Genomic DNA, 17,398 nt, shown 5'->3' with positions numbered 1-17,398 from the left:
GCGGCCCTCTCAAATGTCCTTTGCGAGACGCAGCGCATCGTAGATCGCCGCATGTGTATTGCGTGCGGCGACCGCATCGCCGATGCGGAACAGCCGGTAGGCACCGCAAGGGTTGCGCTCGACGGTTTGGGCGGAGCCCTCCAGCAAGGCGTCGTAGGATATTTCGCCAAGGTTCCTGGAGCCGGGCTTGAGGTCGAAATAGAGATCGTCCAGCGGCACCGTGCCGTGATTGACGACGATCTGGTCCACGGTCCTTGATTTCGTCACGCCGCCATAATCGCTGCCGATGTGGGCGACGAGCTGGTTGCCGTTTCTTTCCGCCGCTTCCAGCCGATAGGTGACGGTGAAGGTGACGTCGAGTTTTTGCAGTGAGCGCATGTAAGGAACCAGATTCATCGCCATGACTTCGGGCGCGAAGGCGCGATCCGGGGTCATGATCTCCACTTTTGCGCCCGCCTTTGCGAGAAATTCTGCTGCCTGCAAGCCCGCATGGTCGCCGGCATCGTCGAAAACCAGCACATTCGTTCCCGGCTTGACGTCGCCGGAAATGATATCCCACGAGGAAACGACCAGATCATTGCCGTTTGAAAGCACATCGGTATGCGGCAATCCGCCGGTGGCGATGATGACGACATCTGGGCTTTCCGAGAGAACCGTGTCCGCTTCCGCCCAGCTGTTGAAGTGAAAGGTAACGCCGAGCCTTTCGCACTGGCTCATGCGCCAGTCGATAATGCTGATCATTTCGCGGCGGCGTTCGCTTTGCGCGGTCAGGCGGATCTGGCCGCCCGGATCGTTTGCGGCCTCGAAGACGACGACCTCATGGCCGCGTTCGGCACAGACATGCGCGGCCTCAAGCCCGGCCGGACCGGCGCCGACGATCACGACCTTCAGGCTTTCCGTCGCCTTGGTAATCTCGTGCGGCATCGTTTCTTCGCGGCCTGTCGCCGGATTGTGAATGCAGAATGCGAGGCCGCCCTGATAGATGCGGTCGAGACAGTAATTGGCGCCAACGCAAGGCCTGATATCGTCCTCCCGCTTTTCCATGATCTTGCGCACGATATGCGGGTCCGTCATGTGAGCGCGGGTCATGCCGACCATATCGACCTTGCCGGAAGCGATGGCGTATCTGGCGGTGGCGACATCCTGGATCTTGGCGGCGTGGAAGGTGGGGAAACTGGTTGCCGCGCGGATTTCGCCCGCGAAGTCCAGATGCGGCGCGTTCGCCATGCCCTGAATGGGAATGACGTCGGTCAGGCCGGGATCGGTGTCGATATGGCCCCTGATAACGTTGAGGTAGTCGATCAGGCCGCTCTCCCGCAACCGGCGCGAGATTTCGAGGCCTTCCGCCTTTCCGGTGCCGCCTTCAAGACATTCGTCGGCGGTATAGCGAACCCCGAGGATGAAATCGTCGCCGACACGTTCGCGCATCGCCCTGAAGACGTCGAAACAGAAACGCATGCGGTTGTCCAGCGAGCCGCCATAGGGGCCATCCAGCTCGTTGGTCAGCGGCGAGACGAACTGGTCGATGAGATGGCCATAGGCTTCAAGCTCCACCCCGTCCATGCCGCCCGCCTTCATGCGTTCCGCAGCGTCGGCGAAGTCCTTGATGATGCGCTCGATATCCCAATCCTCGATCTTCTTTGGGAAAGCGCGATGCGCGGCCTCCCGCTGGTGGGATGGTGCCAGCACCGGCAGCCAGTCGCCCTTGTCCCAGCGCGTGCGGCGGCCGAGATGCGTCAGCTGGATCATGATCGCTGCACCCTCTTCATGCACGGCGTCGGTCATTTCCCTGATCCACGGAACGATTTCATCCTTGTAGGCCAAGAGGTTGTTGAAGACGGGCGGGCTGTCTTTCGAGACGGCTGCGGAGCCTGCCGTCATTGTCATGGCGACGCCGCCCTTTGCCCGCTCGAGCGTATAGGCGCGGTAGCGTCCTTTCGGCATGCCGTCCTCCGGATAGGCGGGTTCATGCGAGGTAACGATGATGCGGTTTCGCAGGGTGAGATGCTTTAGCTGGTAGGGCTGAAGAAGGGGGTCATTCGACATGGCGACCGTGCTCCGAGAACGTTTATGGGAGAAGGCTAAGCGGGAATGTACATAAGTGTCAATTAATAAAACACTTGTGTTTATGCATTCGACATGAGTGGACATTCGCCTTGTCGCGACCAGACCGATTTGCTAGGAAATCATCATGGAAGCGACATTGAACGAGACCGGTTGGCGCGGATCGCAGGAGGGCTGGCTTGAGGCCGCCTACCAGGCACTTCTCGAATCCGGCGTGGATTCCGTGAAAATCCTGCCGTTGGCGAAAAAACTCGGTCTGTCGCGCACGAGTTTCTACTGGTTCTTCCGGGATCGGGAGGAGTTGCTGGCCGCACTCGTCTCCCGCTGGCGCGAAAAGAATACCGGCAGCATCGTCAGGCAGTCGGAGGCCTATGCGGAGACCCTGGCCGAAGCGATGCTGAATGTCTTCGATTGCTGGCTGGATGCCGGCCTCTTCGACAACAGGTTCGAATTTGCGGTTCGCAGTTGGGCTCTTCAGTCCGATGATATTCTTGCCGAGGTGCGTAAGGCCGATCAGACGAGAATGGATGCGCTTTCGCGCATGTTCATGCGGTTTGGCCATTCCGAAAATATGGCGGATGTGCGTGCCCGCACCACCTATCTCGTGCAGATCGGCTATATCTCCATGCAGTCGGAGGAAGATATGGCCGTGCGCATGAAAAGGATCCCGGACTATATTGCGATCTACACTGGTGAGGTGCCGCAGCAGCGCGAGCTTGACCGGTTTTATGCAAGACATGGGTACAGGCCGGGATAAGGCATCCAAGGTGTGACGGTCGATTTGCGTCTGGCAGGACGGTGAGAGAAGGATAGTCCGGCTCCTTGCCTGCAATGTAGCTGTAACATTCACCGACCAGTGGTGAGGACGGCAAGAGTTCACCTTTGGGGAAAAGTCATTGCGAATCCTGCTTCTCGAGGATGAACCGGAAATGGCGCGGGCCCTGCTCGAAGCCCTGCGACGGTGTGATGTGCTTGCGGATCATGTCAGGACGATTGCCGATGCCGACGCGCTGGCGCGTGACGGCTCTTACGATGTGCTGGTTCTTGATCGCCGTCTTCCGGATGGTGAAGGGTTGAACCTTGTGTCTTCGCTTCGCAAAGCCAGGCATTCGGTGCCGATCCTCGTTCTGACGGCGCTCGGAAGTGTCGATCACCGCGTTGACGGTCTTGACGCCGGCGCGGATGATTACCTCGCCAAGCCCTTTGCGATCGAGGAATTGCTTGCCCGCCTTCGGGCGCTGCACAGGCGCGGCCCTTCGCTCTCCAGTCAATATGTGAGCTTCGGAAATCTGAGCATTGATCCGAAGAGCAATGAAGTCACGGTTGCCGGTGCCATCATCGAGTTTCGACGGCGGGAATATCTGGCGCTCGAGGCTCTGATGCGACGTCCGAACCGCATCGTGACGCGTTCCAATCTGGTCGAAGCGGTTTACAATCTGGATGATGAGATCGAATCCAACGCTCTCGACGCCCATATCTCCCGCATCAGGAAGAAGCTCGCGCAGGCCGAAGCAACGGTCGAGATAAGAGCCGTGCGAAACATCGGCTATCTCATCCGGGCGAATACATGAAGCAGGAGCGCAACCGATCCCTGCGGTGGGCGCTGATGAAGCGTCTTTTCGCCTTGCAGGCGTTCTTGCTCGTTCTGTTTGTCATCCTCCTCGTCGGCTGGATCTGGATCATCGATCCACGGCTGGAGGGCGCCAATGAAGAGGCTGTCCGCATCGTTGCGGAAAGCGTGACAAAGGATGGGCAGGGCCGGGCGCAAGTTTTGCCCACGCCCGGATTGGTCGAGCTGAAACAGCGCTATCCGAATCTTTGGTTCTTGGTGCGGGACGCCGATGAAATCGTCCTGCGATATGGAGAAATCCCAGTACCGGCTTTGGCGGCAGTTTTTCCGTCAAGCATCGAAAGGGCGCGTCTGGAAGCGGGTGAAACAGTCCGGGCCACCATGGAAAACCGCGATACACCTGCCGGGCGGCTGCAATTCATTGCCGGGACGGAAAAAGGCATCCCGAATGACGGCCTCAGCCTATGGATCAGTATGCAGTTAGATCTGGAAAAAGATGCCAACGGCGAGATCCGCTGGCTTACTGTCTTGCCGGGTGTGGGCTTCGTCATTCTTATCGCCGTCGTGCCCATGCTGATCCTGACTGGTATCGCGACATTGATCGTGACCCCGAGGGCGGTCGGCCGTTCACTTGGCGGCCTCATGGAAACGGTCAGCCAGGCGCAATCCATCGATTTCGAGAACCGGTCTGCCCGTATCAATCGTTCCAAGGTGCCCAGCGAAATCATTCCCCTGGTAAATGCCTTCAACGTCGCGCTCTCCAAGCTGGATGAGGGATATAATCGGCGTAACCGCTTCCTTGCCGATGCCGCGCATGAGTTGAGAACGCCGATTGCAATCGCGCGGATCAGGGCTGATCTTTTGCCCGATGACGCGCTGAGCCGACAACTCCGGGCCGATATCGATCGCCTCACACGCGTTGCGCACCAGTTGCTGGAGATGCAGGCGGTCGGCGTGGTGGAATTACCCGCCGAGCGGCAGGACCTGAACATCCTTGTCGAGCGCATCGCGACCGATCTCGCGCCGATTGCGATGGATGCCGGTTACGAGTTCGATTTCGAGCCAAGTGAAGGAGAGGCCGTGTTCACGGTCCAGACTTCGATCATCGAGATGGCGGTCGTCAATCTCGTTCGCAACGCAATCGATCATGGCGGCGGCAAGGGTGCTATCACGATCCGGGTCGGTGCTGCGGGCTTCATTGACGTTTGCGATGAAGGGCCGGGCATCCCCGTCTCGGAGCGCGAGCAGGTATTCGAGCCGTTTCACCGCGTCAATACGAACTCGCCAGGAGCAGGCCTCGGGTTGAACCTAGTCCAGAAGGCGGCAGAGATCCATTGCGGACGCGTTGTCTTCCTCGACCTCAATCCCGGTTTTTGCGTCCGACTGGAAATTCGCTCGGTGGCTTCGAAAGGTGCTGCGGCTGACACTGTCTAGCTGACGGGATTTTAAGCGATCAGGCACGTTTCCCCGGCCTTACCACCACCAAGCTCAAGGATGGAAACGGCTTCACGGGTGCCGACGGCTGGAAACAGGGCTATCGGGTTGGCGCCGGCGTCGAACAGAGCTTCGGCGGCGGCCTGTCGGCCAAGTTTGGCAAGCGGCAGGTCGAAGACCGATCTAAATGATCACGTCATCAAGGCCGGCCTGAACTGCCGCTTCTGACCGGCCCATCCGATGAGAAATCCCAGGGAGAACGTTCCAACGAAAACCGCCGCTTCGAGCATCAAAGCGGCGGTCAAAAATCTGGGAGGGCGGAGTTTGAAATCCGGAAACGATCACTCGCATTCGAGCGCCGGTTGCCGGAAGCTCGTGACATACCATTCGCCGCCGGAATTGCGTGTGTAGAAAGTATAGAAGCAGTCTATGCGCTCGACATAACCCGGCGTCTCGGACACTTCGTAACGCTCTCCGCGCCGTGTTGTCCGCACTTCGCCACTCGATGATCCGGCGACAGCCTGTGTCTTGTTCTTCCGCCACTGGTAGACCTGCTGTCCACCACCAAGGCTATAGATATTGTCCGGCGGCCCATAGTCCAGCATCACGCTGGTGATGGGCGCGCCGATGTAGTTTTTCATGACTGTCGAGGCGCAGGCCGAAACCAGGATCGATGCTGTGACAAGGGCGAGCGTTGTCAGGTAGGCGGGTGACAATCTCTCGGACATGGGCAATTTCCCTCCGCTGTGGTGAGTTGCCACAGGGATAGGAACCAGCCATTGCAAGTACATTGCACGCGAAGGTCGTGACGGGTCAGCGGATCCTTGGGGGATCAGAGACCGGCAATATTGCGTCCGATGTGGCGCAGGATGCTTTTGAAAAGTTTCACTTCGGCCGGGTCAAGGCCTTCGATCGCGGTCTTTTCGAACATGGCGGCGATGGGCATCAGTTCCTCGGCAAGTTCTTCACCCTTTGGCGTCAGCGTGATGCGCACGATCCGCGCATTGTCGACAGGTCGCTCGCGGCTGACGAGGTTGCGTCTGACGAGCAGGCCAACAAGCCGGGAGAGCGTGGAAATCTCCACCGACACGAGGTCTGAAAGCTCGGTCAGCGTTTTGCTTTCCTGTTGTCTCAGCGTTGCCAGCACACGATACATCGGCAGGGTGATGTCATAGGATGCCAGCCTCAGGGAGAAGCGCTCTCCAAGCCGAACACCTACCCAGTTGAGCAGGTAGGGTACCGAGTCAGTGAACTGATAAGACACAAGCAAAACCCCGTTTTGAGAAACACGTGCGCGGATGACGTGGCGCACCCATCGGCTGTACCGGCATAATCTATCAGTTTCAATAGTTTCGCTCCAGAAGACCGGGGACGGCGAGGCCATATCGCAGCCTCCCCCGCCATAAAACATTTGCATTGACAAATGTTGCAAATGAAAATATTTAAAAATGCAGGATTTGGGAGGATCTCATGACATCAGCACTGTTTGGCCTGAACAATCTTGCGCCTGAAGGCGTCGGCCAGAATTTCCGCACGACGATGCGCCGTTTTCCGGCGACCGTGACGGTCATCACTGCCTGTGCCACGGGTGATCAGCGCGATCACGGCATGACGGTTACCGCCGTCACCTCGGTTTCGATGGAGCCGCCCTCTCTTCTGGTTTGCCTGAACAACCGCACGTTTCTGCACGAATTGCTGCTCTGCCGGCCCGATTTCATCGTGAATGTGCTGACGCAGGACCAGATTGCCTTGTCTGATGCTTTCAGCGGCAAGGTTTCACCGGAGGAGCGTTTCCGCAACGGCGAGTGGCAGCGTCATGACAACGGTGTTCTTTATCTGCCCACGGCCCATGCCGCCATCGCCTGCCGCCGTGTCGCGGCAATGCCATATGGAACGCATACGGTGTTTATCGGACAGGTGGTGTCGGCCGATGTAAGCGAGACGACACGACCGCTGCTTTACGAAAATGCCCAATATTGCGCCGCAAGCCCGGCAGGCCTGTCCGCCTGATATTTCCCGGCTAGACTATTCTCGGAGGAGACAATCATGAACGATATGAGCCATGCGCCGCAGCCGGCGCAAACGAACCCGCATGTCCGCCTCGTCGGTCGCGTTGCCGGTGTAGCGGATCTTTTCCGGTCCAGCGCCCGACAAACAGAGGAGGCGCGCCGCGTTCCCGCCAGTCATATCGCGGCGCTGCGCGGCATCGGCTATTTCGATGTCGTCAAACCGCGGGCTTTCGGTGGGCAGGGCGGTGAATTTGCTGAGCTTGTCGAAGCCAATATCGAGCTTTCGGCGGCCTGCGCGTCGACTGGCTGGGTTGCCGGCCTGCTTTCCGCCCATCAATGGCTGCTGGCGATGTTTCCAGAGGAGGCGCAGGCGGATGTCTGGGACGAAAACCCTGACGCGCTTCTGTGTGGTTCCTATGCGCCGGTAAAGATGGCGGAGGCCGCTGACGGCGGTTACCGCCTGAGCGGCAAATGGGCCTTTGCCTCGGGCTGCGAGAATGCCCAATGGTCTCTCTGCGCCGCCATCCTGCCGCCGCAGGGCGAAGGCAGGCCGGTTCCGGCCTTCCTTCTCGTGCCTGCAAGCCAATATGCCATTGAAGACACGTGGCATGTGGTCGGGCTGGCCGGCACGGGTTCCAAGACGCTGGTTCTCGATGATGTCTTTGTTCCCAAACATCGGGTTCTGACCTTTCCGGACGCGACCAGCGGCCACACGCCGGGCGGGCGGTTTTATGCGCAGGAAGGTCTCTTCAACATGCCGCTTCTTACCGGCATTCCTTCCTGTCTCGCCTCGGCTGGCGTCGGCGCAGCCAAGGGTGCCCTGGCAGCCTATGTCGATCATGTCGGTGGCCGGGTGACCCGCGGTGCGGTGGCGGGCGGCAATAACCGCATGGCGGAATTTCCAACCATCCAGCTGCGTGTCGCGGAAGCCGCTGCGAGCGTGGATGCCGCTTGTGAAATCCTGTTGCGCGACGTTGCCCGGGCTCAGGCACTCTCACAGGCAAGGCTTGAAGGGCGGGCGGAATTTTCGGTGGACGACCGGCTATTGAGCCGTCGCGGCCAGTCCTTTTCGGTCTCTCTGGCGCTGCGCGCCGTGCAGGCACTCAACGATTCCACCGGCGGTGTCGGGCTTGATCTTTCCAATCCGGTCCAGCGGGCCTGGCGGGATGCGAATGCGGTGGGCCGCCATATCAGCATGAACTGGGATGCCGTGGGCACCATGATCGGCCAGAGCATGCTCGGCCTGGAACCCAAGGGCCAATATTGACCGCACACTTGGCGGCAAGTGAACAGCGATTTTCGGAGGAAATAACATGCAAGGCAAGGTCGCTCTCGAAGAGCATTTCGCAATCCCGGAAACACTTCAGGATTCGGCCGGGTTCGTGCCCGGTGATTACTGGAAGGAACTGCAGCATCGCCTGCTCGACATTCAGGATACGCGCCTGAAGCTGATGGATGCGCATGGCATCGAAACCATGATCCTGTCGCTGAATGCGCCGGCGGTGCAGGCTATTCCCGACAGGAGGAAGGCGATCGAGATTGCGCGCCGCGCCAATGACGTCCTGGCTGAAGAATGCGCAAAGCGGCCGGACCGCTTCCTTGCCTTCGCAGCCCTGCCGTTGCAGGACCCGGATGCGGCGACCGAGGAGCTTCAGCGTTGCGTCAACGATCTCGGTTTCGTCGGCGCGCTCGTCAACGGCTTCAGCCAGGAGGGCGATGGCCAGACACCGCTATATTACGACCTGCCGCAATATCGTCCATTCTGGGGCGAGGTGGAAAAGCTTGATGTGCCTTTCTATCTGCATCCGCGCAATCCGCTGCCGCAGGATTCCCGCATCTATGACGGCCACCCCTGGCTGCTTGGCCCCACCTGGGCGTTTGCGCAGGAAACGGCGGTTCACGCGCTGCGCCTCATGGCATCAGGCCTGTTCGACGAGCATCCGCGCCTCAACATCATTCTTGGCCATATGGGCGAGGGCCTGCCCTACATGATGTGGCGCATCGACCACCGCAATGCCTGGGTGAAGCTGCCGCCGCGCTATCCGGCCAAGCGCCGTTTCATGGATTATTTCAACGAGAATTTCCACATCACCACCTCTGGCAATTTCCGCACCCAGACCCTGATCGATGCCATTCTGGAAATCGGTGCCGACCGCATCCTGTTCTCCACCGACTGGCCCTTCGAGAACATCGATCATGCCTCCGACTGGTTCAATGCGACGAGCATTGCCGAGGCCGACCGGGTAAAGATCGGCCGTACCAATGCGCGCCGCCTGTTCAAGCTCGACGCAGCCTGAGCCATGCAGCCGTTCGTCTACACGACGGCCCCGGCCCGCATCGTCTTTGGCACGGGTAGCTCCGTGGGGGTGGCGGAGGAAATCCGTCGCCTCGGGCTGTCACGGGCGTTGGTGCTTTCCACACCCCATCAGAAGGGCGATGCGGAGGCTTTGGCCGCCCGGCTTGGCCAATTGGCTGCCGGTGTTTTTGCCGATGCGGCCATGCACACGCCGGTCGAGGTGACGAAAAGGGCGGTCGAGGCCTATCGCGCTGCCGGTGCCGATTGCGTCGTATCGCTCGGCGGCGGCTCTACCACCGGTCTTGGCAAGGCCATTGCCTTGCGCACCGATGCGCCCCAGATCGTCATTCCAACGACCTATGCCGGCTCTGAGGTGACGCCCATTCTTGGCCAGACGGAAAATGGCGTGAAGACCACCCTGCGCGGTCCGGAAATCCTGCCGGAAGTGGTGATTTACGATGCCGAGCTGACACTTGGATTACCTGTTGGCATCAGCATGACCAGCGGGCTAAACGCCATGGCCCATGCGGCAGAGGTGCTTTATGCTCGGGATCGCAATCCCATCGCCAGTATGATGGCGGTGGAAGGGTTGCGTGCGATGATCGAGGCGCTTCCCGGTGTGAGGATGGCGCCGCAAGATACCAAGGCGCGCGAAACGGCACTTTACGGCGCGTGGCTGTGTGGCACGGTGCTTGGCGCTGTTGGCATGTCGCTGCATCACAAGCTTTGTCATACGCTGGGCGGCAGTCTGGATTTGCCGCATGCGGAAACCCATGCGGTGCTTCTGCCGCATACCATCGCTTATGTGGAACAGGCGGTGCCGGATCAGCTTGCGCCGCTGGCCGCACTTGTCGGTGGCAGGGCAGGGACGGGTCTTTACGATTTTGCCGCCCGGCTCGGCGCGCCGGCAAGCCTTGCAGCACTCGGTGTTGGCGAGGAACATCTCGACGCTATGGCCGAGCTTGCGACCGCCAATCCTTACTGGTGCCCGCGGCCAGTTGAAAAAACCGCGATCCGCGCCCTGTTGCAACGCGCCTTCGAGGGCGCAAGGCCAGAGTGATCCGGCAAGCAGGGAGTAGCAATGATGGGAGGAGGACATTATGGACATGAAAACGACCGGTGACGACGGCTATTTCGTCGAGGAACGTTCGGCCGAAACCGTGATTGCCCGTATGCGCGATTGTGACGATCCGCGTCTCAAGGAGATCATGTCGGTCGTCACCCGCAAGCTTCACGAGGCGGTGAAAGAGATTGAGCCGACTGAAGAGGAATGGATGAAGGCGATCCATTTTCTGACCGAGGTCGGCCAGATCTGCAATGAATGGCGGCAGGAGTGGATCCTCTTTTCCGATATTCTCGGCGTTTCCATGCTGGTCGATGCGATCAACCACCGCAAGCCGAGCGGCGCCTCGGAATCCACCGTTCTCGGGCCTTTTCATGTGGCCGATGCGCCTGAGATGCCGATGGGCGCCAATATCTGCCTCGACGGCAAGGGCGAGGACATGCTGGTAACCGGCCGCATTCTCGACGCCGACGGAATGCCGGTCGCAGGCGCCCGCATTGACGTCTGGCAGGCCAATGATGAAGGTTTCTACGACGTGCAGCAGAAGGGCATTCAGCCCGATTTCAACCTGCGTGGCGTATTCGTCACCGGTGAGGACGGACGCTACTGGTTCCGGGCGGCGAAGCCGAAATATTACCCGATACCGGATGATGGCCCCGTGGGGCAGCTTCTGCGAGCCATGGGGCGTCATCCCTACCGACCAGCGCATCTGCACTACATCGTTTCGGCAGAAGGCTTCACCACGCTCGTCACGCATATTTTCGACCCTGATGATCCTTACATTCGTTCGGATGCAGTTTTCGGTGTGAAGGAAAGCCTGCTGGCCGATTTTCAGCGCGTGGAGGATGCGCAGAGGGCGCAGGAGCTTGGGTTCGCCAACGGCTGGTTCTGGTCGGTGGACCACGATTTCGTGCTCGCCCGATGACCCGCCGTAGCGACCGTCCCCGGCTCTATGTGCGTTTTGCGGAAAGTGATCCCGCTGCCGCTGAGCAAAGGTTGGCGCAGATGAGTGCCCATAAGGCTCATTTACGCAACGAAGATGGCGTTCCGGAAGGATTCAGAATTCTCGCATCCGGCCCGATGCAGGCGGAAAGCGGAGGGTCTGCCGCGGCCCTCATCATTGCTGAAGCCCGCTGTATCGAGGACGTCATGGCTTTTAGCGACGCCGACCCCTTTGTCATTCACGGCGTCTATAACCGCATTCGTATTTTGAACTGGACGCCGACTTTGTCGAGGATTTCGGGGCTGGAAGGCGACTGAAATACACGCCTGGAATGGCTGTTGACGATTGTTAATATTTCAATTGCAATTTTTGCAAACGCAACATTTAATCGAAGGCGGGTGATGCCGGCGATATGTGTCTTGACAGGAGCGAGACGCACATCAGGGTGGAGCAAGCCGGGCACCCAGGGAGCAATCGCAGGAACGGGAAGACGTCGATCCATTCCGGGTGGCGCGTTCATGCGTGAAAGGGAGGAATATGTCCACGAACTATATGAGCGCCGCCTCGGTGCGGACGAAGAACCCGGCTGGCGTCATCGCGACATGCGGCCTGATGATCATGTTCGACGGTTACGATCTTGTCGTTTACGGCGCTGTCGCACCGGCGTTGCTGAAAGAAGGCGCATGGGCGCTCAATCCGGCCATGGTCGGGCGCGCTGCCGCCTTGACGTTGGTGGGCATGCTGCTCGGCGCGCTGTTTGCCGGCACCATGGCGGACCGTATCGGCCGCCGGAAGGTCGTTCTCATCAGCCTTGCCGGATTTTCAGCGATGATGATCGCCTCGGCCATGACGCCGAACTTTCTTGCTTTCGAAATCACGCGCTTCTTCGCCGGTCTCGGCCTTGGCGCGCTCCTGCCGACGGTTACCGCGCTCGTGCTGGAATTCTCGCCGCCCAAGCGCAGGGCACAGGCAAACTCCCTGTCGTTCCTCGGTTATCTTATCGGCGGCATTATTTCCGGCCTCATGGGTATTTTGCTTCTGGAGAGCTATGGCTGGCGGCCATTGATGCTGATCGGCGGCCTGCCGCTTATTCTTCTGCCGATCTTCATGCGGTTCCTGCCGGAATCGCCGGAATGGCTGGCAAGCAAGGGCCGGCAGGCAGAGGCAGACGGGATTTGCGACACTTACGGCCTGCAACGCATTACGCCGCATGCCAAGATCCAAAAGGGCGGCGTGGGCGCCCTCTTCTCGGAAGGCCGGCTGCTTTCGACGCTGAATGCCTGGGGCATTCACTTTTGCTCGCTTCTGCTGACCTTCGGCATGGTCAACTGGCTGCCCACCATCATGAACAAGATGGGCTACGACATCAGTTCGGCGCTCAGTTTTTCCATCATGCTCAATGTCGGAGCCGCAATTGGCATTCTCATCGGCGGGCGTTTCGCCGACAAGGGTAACGTTAAAGTGGTTGTGGCCGTCCTGTTTGCCATTGGCGCGGCCTCGATCTGGGCGTTGACGGTAAACAAGGGGCCGTTGCTCTATCTTTTCGTTGCCCTTGCGGGTGCGGGAACGATTGGAACCCAGATTCTTGCAAATGTTCTGGTGGGACGGCTTTATCCTGTCCATATTCGCGGTACGGGTCTTGGCTTTTCCCTGGCCGTCGGGCGGCTGGGCGGCATTGCCGGTCCGATGATCGGCGGTCTCGTGCTGCAACGGGGCCTGGCTCCGGAGTGGAACTTCTACATTTTCGGCTCGGTCGCGCTGGTCGGGCTGGCTTTGACCGTATTGACCCTGCTCTACCGCACTTCAGGCGACGGGCGGGTTTGACTAAGACGATGTTGGCCGCAGGGCAAAACCTGCGGCCAGCACTAATAGATGGTCTAACCTCTGCGGCGGCTGCGGAGTTGCCCCAACGTCGCGAGTGTATTGCCGCTAATGGACGTGCTGCCGCTGCCGAATAGAGCGAGACGCGGATCCGACGTTGCGTTGTTCGCTTCGAATGTCAGCAAAAAGCGATTGACCAGTTTTTCGACCTTCTTGGGGTCCTGCAGGTCCTTTATCTTCAACTTCTTCTCGATCATCTTTGCCTGCGCATCCACCTTGGAGTTTGCGGTTTCTGCGGGAATTCCAAGGGCGGTGCGGGTGAACTCCGCAAGCGCATTATCGGCGAGTATGTCATAGGGATTGGAAATGCTGGCAGCCATGCGCTTGAAATAGAGCGCAAGGCGAACGCCGGAATTTTCTTCGCCGACCCGCTGTTCCAGCGTCTGCCGAACATATTTGTCGCGTGTTTCCATGAGGCTGCGGGTGTTCTGCACGCTCTGGCCGGCTTTCGCGACGATATTCCCCTTGGCGTCGAAATTGAAGGAGCCGGCAAGTGCGCGGAAGCGGGCATCTTTTTCGGTATTGGCGAAACTTTTGGGGTCCTTGAGGTCGGACTTGAAGATCTTCTTGAGGTAGTCGGTGGTGACCGTTTTGGGGTCGATACGCTGCGCAATCAGCATGAAATCGAGAAGGCGGCGGTCGGAGAGCAATTGATCGACGGTTTCAATCGTTTCCATTTTCTGGCGATAGTAGGTGACCTCCTTTTCGCCTTTCTCCCTGACCTTTTTGTCCTTGTCCCAACGGGTAACTTCCTTCAGATAATTTCGCGATATTCGAGTGATCTCGTTTTCCGACTGGGCGAGCCGGGGTGAGCCGATCTTGCCCTCGGCATCAAAGTTGAAAGCCTTGGCCAGCCGCACGAAACGCTCGTCTTTCAAAGTATAAACGTAACTTTTCGTGTCTGACAGATCGCTGGTAAATACCCGTTTCAGCGTGAAGGACGAGGCTTCTTCAGCGGTAATATCGAAGGCCTTCAGGGCGAAGTTTCGAATGATGACCGCGCCCTGCGCGTTCGACAGAAAATCCTCGAGATTTTTCGTCAGGCCGATGTAGCGCTGGTAGTTCTTGATTGCCTTTTCGTCCGCTGCTTCGTCCTTGTCATCGTAACGGCTGAAGTAGAGGTTCATCATGGTGTTGAGCTGTTCGGCGGTCTGCGCTACCTTGCCGGTCTTGATCTTGCCATCCGCACCGAAATTGAAGGCGCGTGCCAGATCGACAAGACCTTTGTCCTTCTCCTTATGGATAGGGCTTTTCGGATCATTCGGATCCTGCAAGACGGCCCAGCCGATTTTCTTGTCCGTCTCATCATTGTCGGTCAGATTGAAGCTGACGATGAGCATCGTTCTCAGGCGCGCAAACTGCGTCATCTGGCTGGCCTCGGTGATGGTTTTCATCTTGTCCGCGAAATACTCGCGGTTGAGAACAGCTCCGGCCTGCGTCAGGCGGGGATTTGAAAGAACGTAGGTTTCGTTAATCAGTCGCCTCTGCGCAGCCGTCTGCGCCGGCATGCCGTCATCTACGCGGCCGTCGTCCCGGAAATTAAACGCGGCCGCCATCTCGAACAGTTTGTTGGCATCGTTGATACGCTTGTTATATTGGCTGATCAGGTAGTCGATCTTTGCGAGCGCCGGTTTGTCGGTGGACGCGACGCCTGCACGTTCTATGCGCAGATCGGCCGCCTTTGCCTTCCACTCCGGGATCAATGACTTGTAGGTCTTGTTGATGTAGCTATCGGCATTGCTGATATCGCTCGTCAGAACGTTTTTGACGTGCTTGTAGCTGAAGGTCTCGGGGTCGATGCCGAAGGATTTGAAGATATAATCCCGAAGCCGCGTGTTCTTGAAGATATCGTCGACATGCCCGACCTTCTCGATGGCAATGTTGTAAAAACGGGTCTCTTCCTTTAATTCGGCGCCTTCCTGTTCGATCGTAGCGTGATAGGTGGCAATCAACCGGTCCTGCTGGGATTTTGTCTGAACCGATTTTTCCGCTTTGATCGTGCCAAAATCGAAAGAGGCAGCGAAGTCGCGGTATCGCGTATCCTTCAGTTTGTTGGCGAAGCTGTTCGGATCGTTGAGATTGCTTTCCAGCACCTTCTTCATGAAGGCGGTGGCATAGATCATTTCCTCCAGTCCATGTGCCTTCATGGCGTAGGAATAGAGCCGGAAGTCCTTCAGGAACGCGTCGAGGTTTTTGACCTTGCCGATATTATCCGCATAATATTTGGCGTCGCGCGATACGACGGGGTCGTTCGCGACGCGTTTCAGCGACAATTCCATATCACGATTGTAAAGAGCGTAAGTCGTATATGCGGGCAGCACCATGTGTCTCCGAAAAAACTATGGCAAAATCTGTGCGTGAACCAGTTATGAAGCGGATAATTGCAGTATAGTCTTGCGCGTAGCTGTATAATTAAAAGTAATATTTAGGATGAATATTTTGTATTATTAAATTAGTTGAGATTTATATTGATTGTTTGGTGCGTGGCTGCGTTCAGATCGCGTGCAGGCAGAAGCGGCCCCAAGCGCCAACGCCAATACCACGCCGGCAGACAAAGGGGAAAGACTTGGCAAAAGCTGAGGGCGGCACATTTGTCCGGGCTGTTGGGACAGACATGCGAAAATACCGCTGGCAGCGTGTTCAGCGCTATCCTGAGGCAAGGCCGTATTAGAGGCGTTTTCTAGGGCAGTTCCGGGTACCGCTACGGGTTCTTGCGGGAGACGGGGGCGATGGTCGCCATCTGCAACAATGTGCGCTCATTCGTGCGTTTGGCTCGCGCCAATGCATCGTCGCGGTCTTCCGGCAGCGTGTAGGTCATGTAGGACAGCGAGGTTTCGAGGTCGTTATTGTTGTGTCCGAGGATGGCCGCGAAATAGCTGTTCTTGGTGACATGGGGCGGCGCGAAATTGTGATACGCCACCTCCGCATAAAGGTGCCGCAAGCCATAGGGCTTGGGCAGTTCTTCCTTCGGCCAGAGATCCTCGAACAGATTAAAAACCGTGTCCCGAAGCAGCAGGCGGGTTTCCGATGAAAAATCGTCGATCGACATGCCGTGCCACAATTTTCCCTGCCCGCTTTCGCGCAGGCGCTGGTAGGCGGACAGGATGGTTGCGGAGCGTGCAAGGACCGGGATCTCGTAGGTAATCCCGAATTTCGTTCCTTCGCCCTGCTTCGTCTTGGCCTGGCCGTTAAACAGGATGCTCCATTTGGAAACGCCCTTGCCATAGGGGGCGGGTGAAAACTCGGCCTGCGTAAAGACCTCGTAGGGGCGTCGCCCCGTCATGCCGATCAGGCCGATGCCGATCATCAGTGGATCGCTGGACTTGAGACAATCCTCGCAGATCTTCAGCACCTGCCGGTAATTCTCGAATGTGATGAGCGCGCCGTGCTTGTTGGCGATCTTCTCCATCTTCACCCGGCGTGCCTCGTCATACATTGCGGCATCGCCGGTGGCGATCTTCAGCATCGGATGGTCGTCACCGAAGGCTTCGCGGATGGCGTTACGATATTTGGTGATGTAGGAAATGATCGTCGTCTGGGCGCGGCCCTTCATGACGGCGATTTCGGCGTCCCACAAGGCCTGCATCTCTTCTTTCGAGCCCAGGCCGTTCATCGCTGCAATAAAATCCGCGATCCGCAAAAGCACTGTCGGCTTGCGGCCGGCGGTGTTGAACTCCGCCCGTTCGATCTTTTCGACAATGGAGGTCGCCACGCCGGATTTCGGATAGTCGGCCCGCTCTATATAGGTCTTCAGCCGCTCCCGCAGCTTTTTCATGTTGCAGATGGCAAGCGGGGTGCTCTTTGCTCCAAATTCGGCCTTCAGGGCATAGCGATATTTCATGATGTAAAGTTCGAGCGTCTTTTCCGTGCGGCCATTGTCGAAATGGTAGCGGACCTCTGCGTCCCAAAGATCGCGGATTTTTTTGTTTCGCAACGTCTCGCTGCTTTTCATTGCCTCCCTGACCCGACCGACGAACTGGTCGATGCGTTCCACGAGAACTGGAGTTTTGGTCTTTCGTGCGAGCATGCGGCGGCCCCTGAACCGGTCGGGAAATATAAAATCTATGATTGGCAATCAACAGAAGCATGGTTGCGGAAATGCCATGGATATTCGCTGCCAGCATATTTCTTTTGAATA

At 58.2% G+C, this 17,398-nt stretch carries 15 protein-coding genes and 1 pseudogene; 11 read left to right on the top strand and 5 right to left on the bottom strand.

Translation table 11 applies throughout. From position 1 onward, the window contains the following. Positions 1-9: 9 nt before the first annotated feature. A complete protein-coding gene (locus G6L97_RS10550; protein WP_111783449.1) occupies positions 10-2,046 on the bottom strand; it encodes an NADH:flavin oxidoreductase in 2,037 nt (678 codons plus the stop codon). Between the two features lie 145 nt (positions 2,047-2,191). On the opposite strand from G6L97_RS10550, the gene G6L97_RS10545 reads away from it, so the two are divergent. The 4 genes and pseudogenes from G6L97_RS10545 to G6L97_RS10530 form a co-directional block, all read left to right on the top strand. Then, a complete protein-coding gene (locus G6L97_RS10545; protein WP_013636802.1) occupies positions 2,192-2,821 on the top strand; it encodes a TetR/AcrR family transcriptional regulator in 630 nt (209 codons plus the stop codon). 139 nt (positions 2,822-2,960) lie between these two features. After that, on the top strand, positions 2,961-3,635 hold the full coding sequence (locus G6L97_RS10540) for a response regulator transcription factor (RefSeq protein ID WP_111783450.1): 675 nt from the start codon (positions 2,961-2,963) through the stop codon (positions 3,633-3,635). 35 nt (positions 3,636-3,670) lie between these two features. Then, a complete protein-coding gene (locus G6L97_RS10535) occupies positions 3,671-5,068 on the top strand; it encodes a sensor histidine kinase (protein ID WP_236762625.1) in 1,398 nt (465 codons plus the stop codon). Between the two features lie 35 nt (positions 5,069-5,103). Then, positions 5,104-5,296, top strand: a pseudogene (locus G6L97_RS10530) (outer membrane protein); the annotation flags it as partial. Between the two features lie 113 nt (positions 5,297-5,409). Here G6L97_RS10530 and G6L97_RS10525 read toward each other — a convergent pair. Both G6L97_RS10525 and G6L97_RS10520 read right to left on the bottom strand, forming a co-directional pair. Next, complete coding sequence (locus G6L97_RS10525; RefSeq protein ID WP_162686674.1) at positions 5,410-5,796, bottom strand: hypothetical protein; 387 nt, start codon at positions 5,794-5,796, stop codon at positions 5,410-5,412. 104 nt (positions 5,797-5,900) lie between these two features. Continuing rightward, positions 5,901-6,332 (bottom strand): MarR family winged helix-turn-helix transcriptional regulator, encoded by a 432-nt coding sequence (locus G6L97_RS10520; protein ID WP_025594436.1) that lies wholly within the window; start codon positions 6,330-6,332, stop codon positions 5,901-5,903. 206 nt (positions 6,333-6,538) lie between these two features. Here G6L97_RS10520 and graD point away from each other — a divergent pair, with 206 nt between their 5' ends. The 7 genes from graD to G6L97_RS10485 all read left to right on the top strand — a co-directional run bounded on the left by graD (position 6,539) and on the right by G6L97_RS10485 (position 13,203). Then, positions 6,539-7,078 carry an FADH(2)-dependent resorcinol hydroxylase reductase component gene (gene graD, locus G6L97_RS10515; RefSeq protein ID WP_003514147.1) on the top strand — a complete coding sequence of 180 codons (540 nt, stop codon included), beginning with the start codon at positions 6,539-6,541 and terminating at the stop codon, positions 7,076-7,078. A gap of 36 nt (positions 7,079-7,114) precedes the next feature. After that, positions 7,115-8,344 (top strand): FADH(2)-dependent resorcinol hydroxylase oxygenase component, encoded by a 1,230-nt coding sequence (gene graA, locus G6L97_RS10510; protein ID WP_111783453.1) that lies wholly within the window; start codon positions 7,115-7,117, stop codon positions 8,342-8,344. A 46-nt stretch (positions 8,345-8,390) separates the two neighbouring features. Beyond that, a complete protein-coding gene (gene tsdA, locus G6L97_RS10505) occupies positions 8,391-9,374 on the top strand; it encodes a gamma-resorcylate decarboxylase (protein WP_174002903.1) in 984 nt (327 codons plus the stop codon). A gap of 3 nt (positions 9,375-9,377) precedes the next feature. Further along, positions 9,378-10,433, top strand: coding sequence for a maleylacetate reductase (gene graC, locus G6L97_RS10500; protein WP_111783454.1), 1,056 nt, complete (start codon positions 9,378-9,380; stop codon positions 10,431-10,433). Positions 10,434-10,473: 40 nt separating this feature from the next. Next, entirely contained in the window at positions 10,474-11,361 is an 888-nt protein-coding gene (gene graB, locus G6L97_RS10495) for a hydroxyquinol 1,2-dioxygenase (RefSeq protein WP_111783455.1), read from the top strand. Beyond that, positions 11,358-11,696: a YciI family protein gene (locus tag G6L97_RS10490; protein ID WP_111783456.1), complete on the top strand. Its 339-nt coding sequence runs from the start codon at positions 11,358-11,360 to the stop codon at positions 11,694-11,696. The genes graB and G6L97_RS10490 overlap by 4 nt, the downstream gene beginning before the upstream one ends. A 220-nt stretch (positions 11,697-11,916) precedes the next feature. Continuing rightward, the gene (locus tag G6L97_RS10485; protein WP_013636793.1) at positions 11,917-13,203 is read left to right on the top strand and encodes an MFS transporter; all 1,287 of its coding nucleotides are present in this window, start codon (positions 11,917-11,919) and stop codon (positions 13,201-13,203) included. A 53-nt stretch (positions 13,204-13,256) separates the two neighbouring features. Here G6L97_RS10485 and G6L97_RS10480 read toward each other — a convergent pair whose 3' ends face one another. Together G6L97_RS10480 and telA are read right to left on the bottom strand one after the other, a co-directional pair. Continuing rightward, a complete protein-coding gene (locus G6L97_RS10480) occupies positions 13,257-15,584 on the bottom strand; it encodes a DUF1217 domain-containing protein (protein WP_162686675.1) in 2,328 nt (775 codons plus the stop codon). Between the two features lie 377 nt (positions 15,585-15,961). Further along, positions 15,962-17,287 carry a telomere resolvase TelA gene (telA, locus tag G6L97_RS10475; RefSeq protein ID WP_111783457.1) on the bottom strand — a complete coding sequence of 442 codons (1,326 nt, stop codon included), beginning with the start codon at positions 17,285-17,287 and terminating at the stop codon, positions 15,962-15,964. Between the last annotated feature and the right edge of the window lie 111 nt (positions 17,288-17,398).

Source organism: Agrobacterium tumefaciens (assembly GCF_013318015.2).
GTDB lineage: Bacteria > Pseudomonadota > Alphaproteobacteria > Rhizobiales > Rhizobiaceae > Agrobacterium > Agrobacterium tumefaciens.
The sequence above is the reverse complement of the archived record's forward strand: the minus strand, read 5'-3'. Positions and strand labels throughout refer to the sequence as shown.

Excerpts from the sequence above, each read along its gene's own strand:
- tsdA (WP_174002903.1), top strand. The coding sequence starts at position 8,391 with ATGCAAGGCAAGGTCGCTCTCGAAGAGCATTTCGCAATCCCGGAAACA.
- graA (WP_111783453.1), top strand. The coding sequence starts at position 7,115 with ATGAACGATATGAGCCATGCGCCGCAGCCGGCGCAAACGAACCCGCAT.
- G6L97_RS10485 (WP_013636793.1), top strand. The coding sequence starts at position 11,917 with ATGTCCACGAACTATATGAGCGCCGCCTCGGTGCGGACGAAGAACCCG.
- graC (WP_111783454.1), top strand. The coding sequence starts at position 9,378 with ATGCAGCCGTTCGTCTACACGACGGCCCCGGCCCGCATCGTCTTTGGC.
- G6L97_RS10535 (WP_236762625.1), top strand. The coding sequence starts at position 3,671 with ATGAAGCGTCTTTTCGCCTTGCAGGCGTTCTTGCTCGTTCTGTTTGTC.
- G6L97_RS10545 (WP_013636802.1), top strand. The coding sequence starts at position 2,192 with ATGGAAGCGACATTGAACGAGACCGGTTGGCGCGGATCGCAGGAGGGC.
- graB (WP_111783455.1), top strand. The coding sequence starts at position 10,474 with ATGGACATGAAAACGACCGGTGACGACGGCTATTTCGTCGAGGAACGT.
- telA (WP_111783457.1), bottom strand. The coding sequence starts at position 17,287 with ATGCTCGCACGAAAGACCAAAACTCCAGTTCTCGTGGAACGCATCGAC.
- G6L97_RS10490 (WP_111783456.1), top strand. The coding sequence starts at position 11,358 with ATGACCCGCCGTAGCGACCGTCCCCGGCTCTATGTGCGTTTTGCGGAA.
- G6L97_RS10480 (WP_162686675.1), bottom strand. The coding sequence starts at position 15,584 with ATGGTGCTGCCCGCATATACGACTTACGCTCTTTACAATCGTGATATG.
- G6L97_RS10550 (WP_111783449.1), bottom strand. The coding sequence starts at position 2,046 with ATGTCGAATGACCCCCTTCTTCAGCCCTACCAGCTAAAGCATCTCACC.
- graD (WP_003514147.1), top strand. The coding sequence starts at position 6,539 with ATGACATCAGCACTGTTTGGCCTGAACAATCTTGCGCCTGAAGGCGTC.
- G6L97_RS10525 (WP_162686674.1), bottom strand. The coding sequence starts at position 5,796 with ATGTCCGAGAGATTGTCACCCGCCTACCTGACAACGCTCGCCCTTGTC.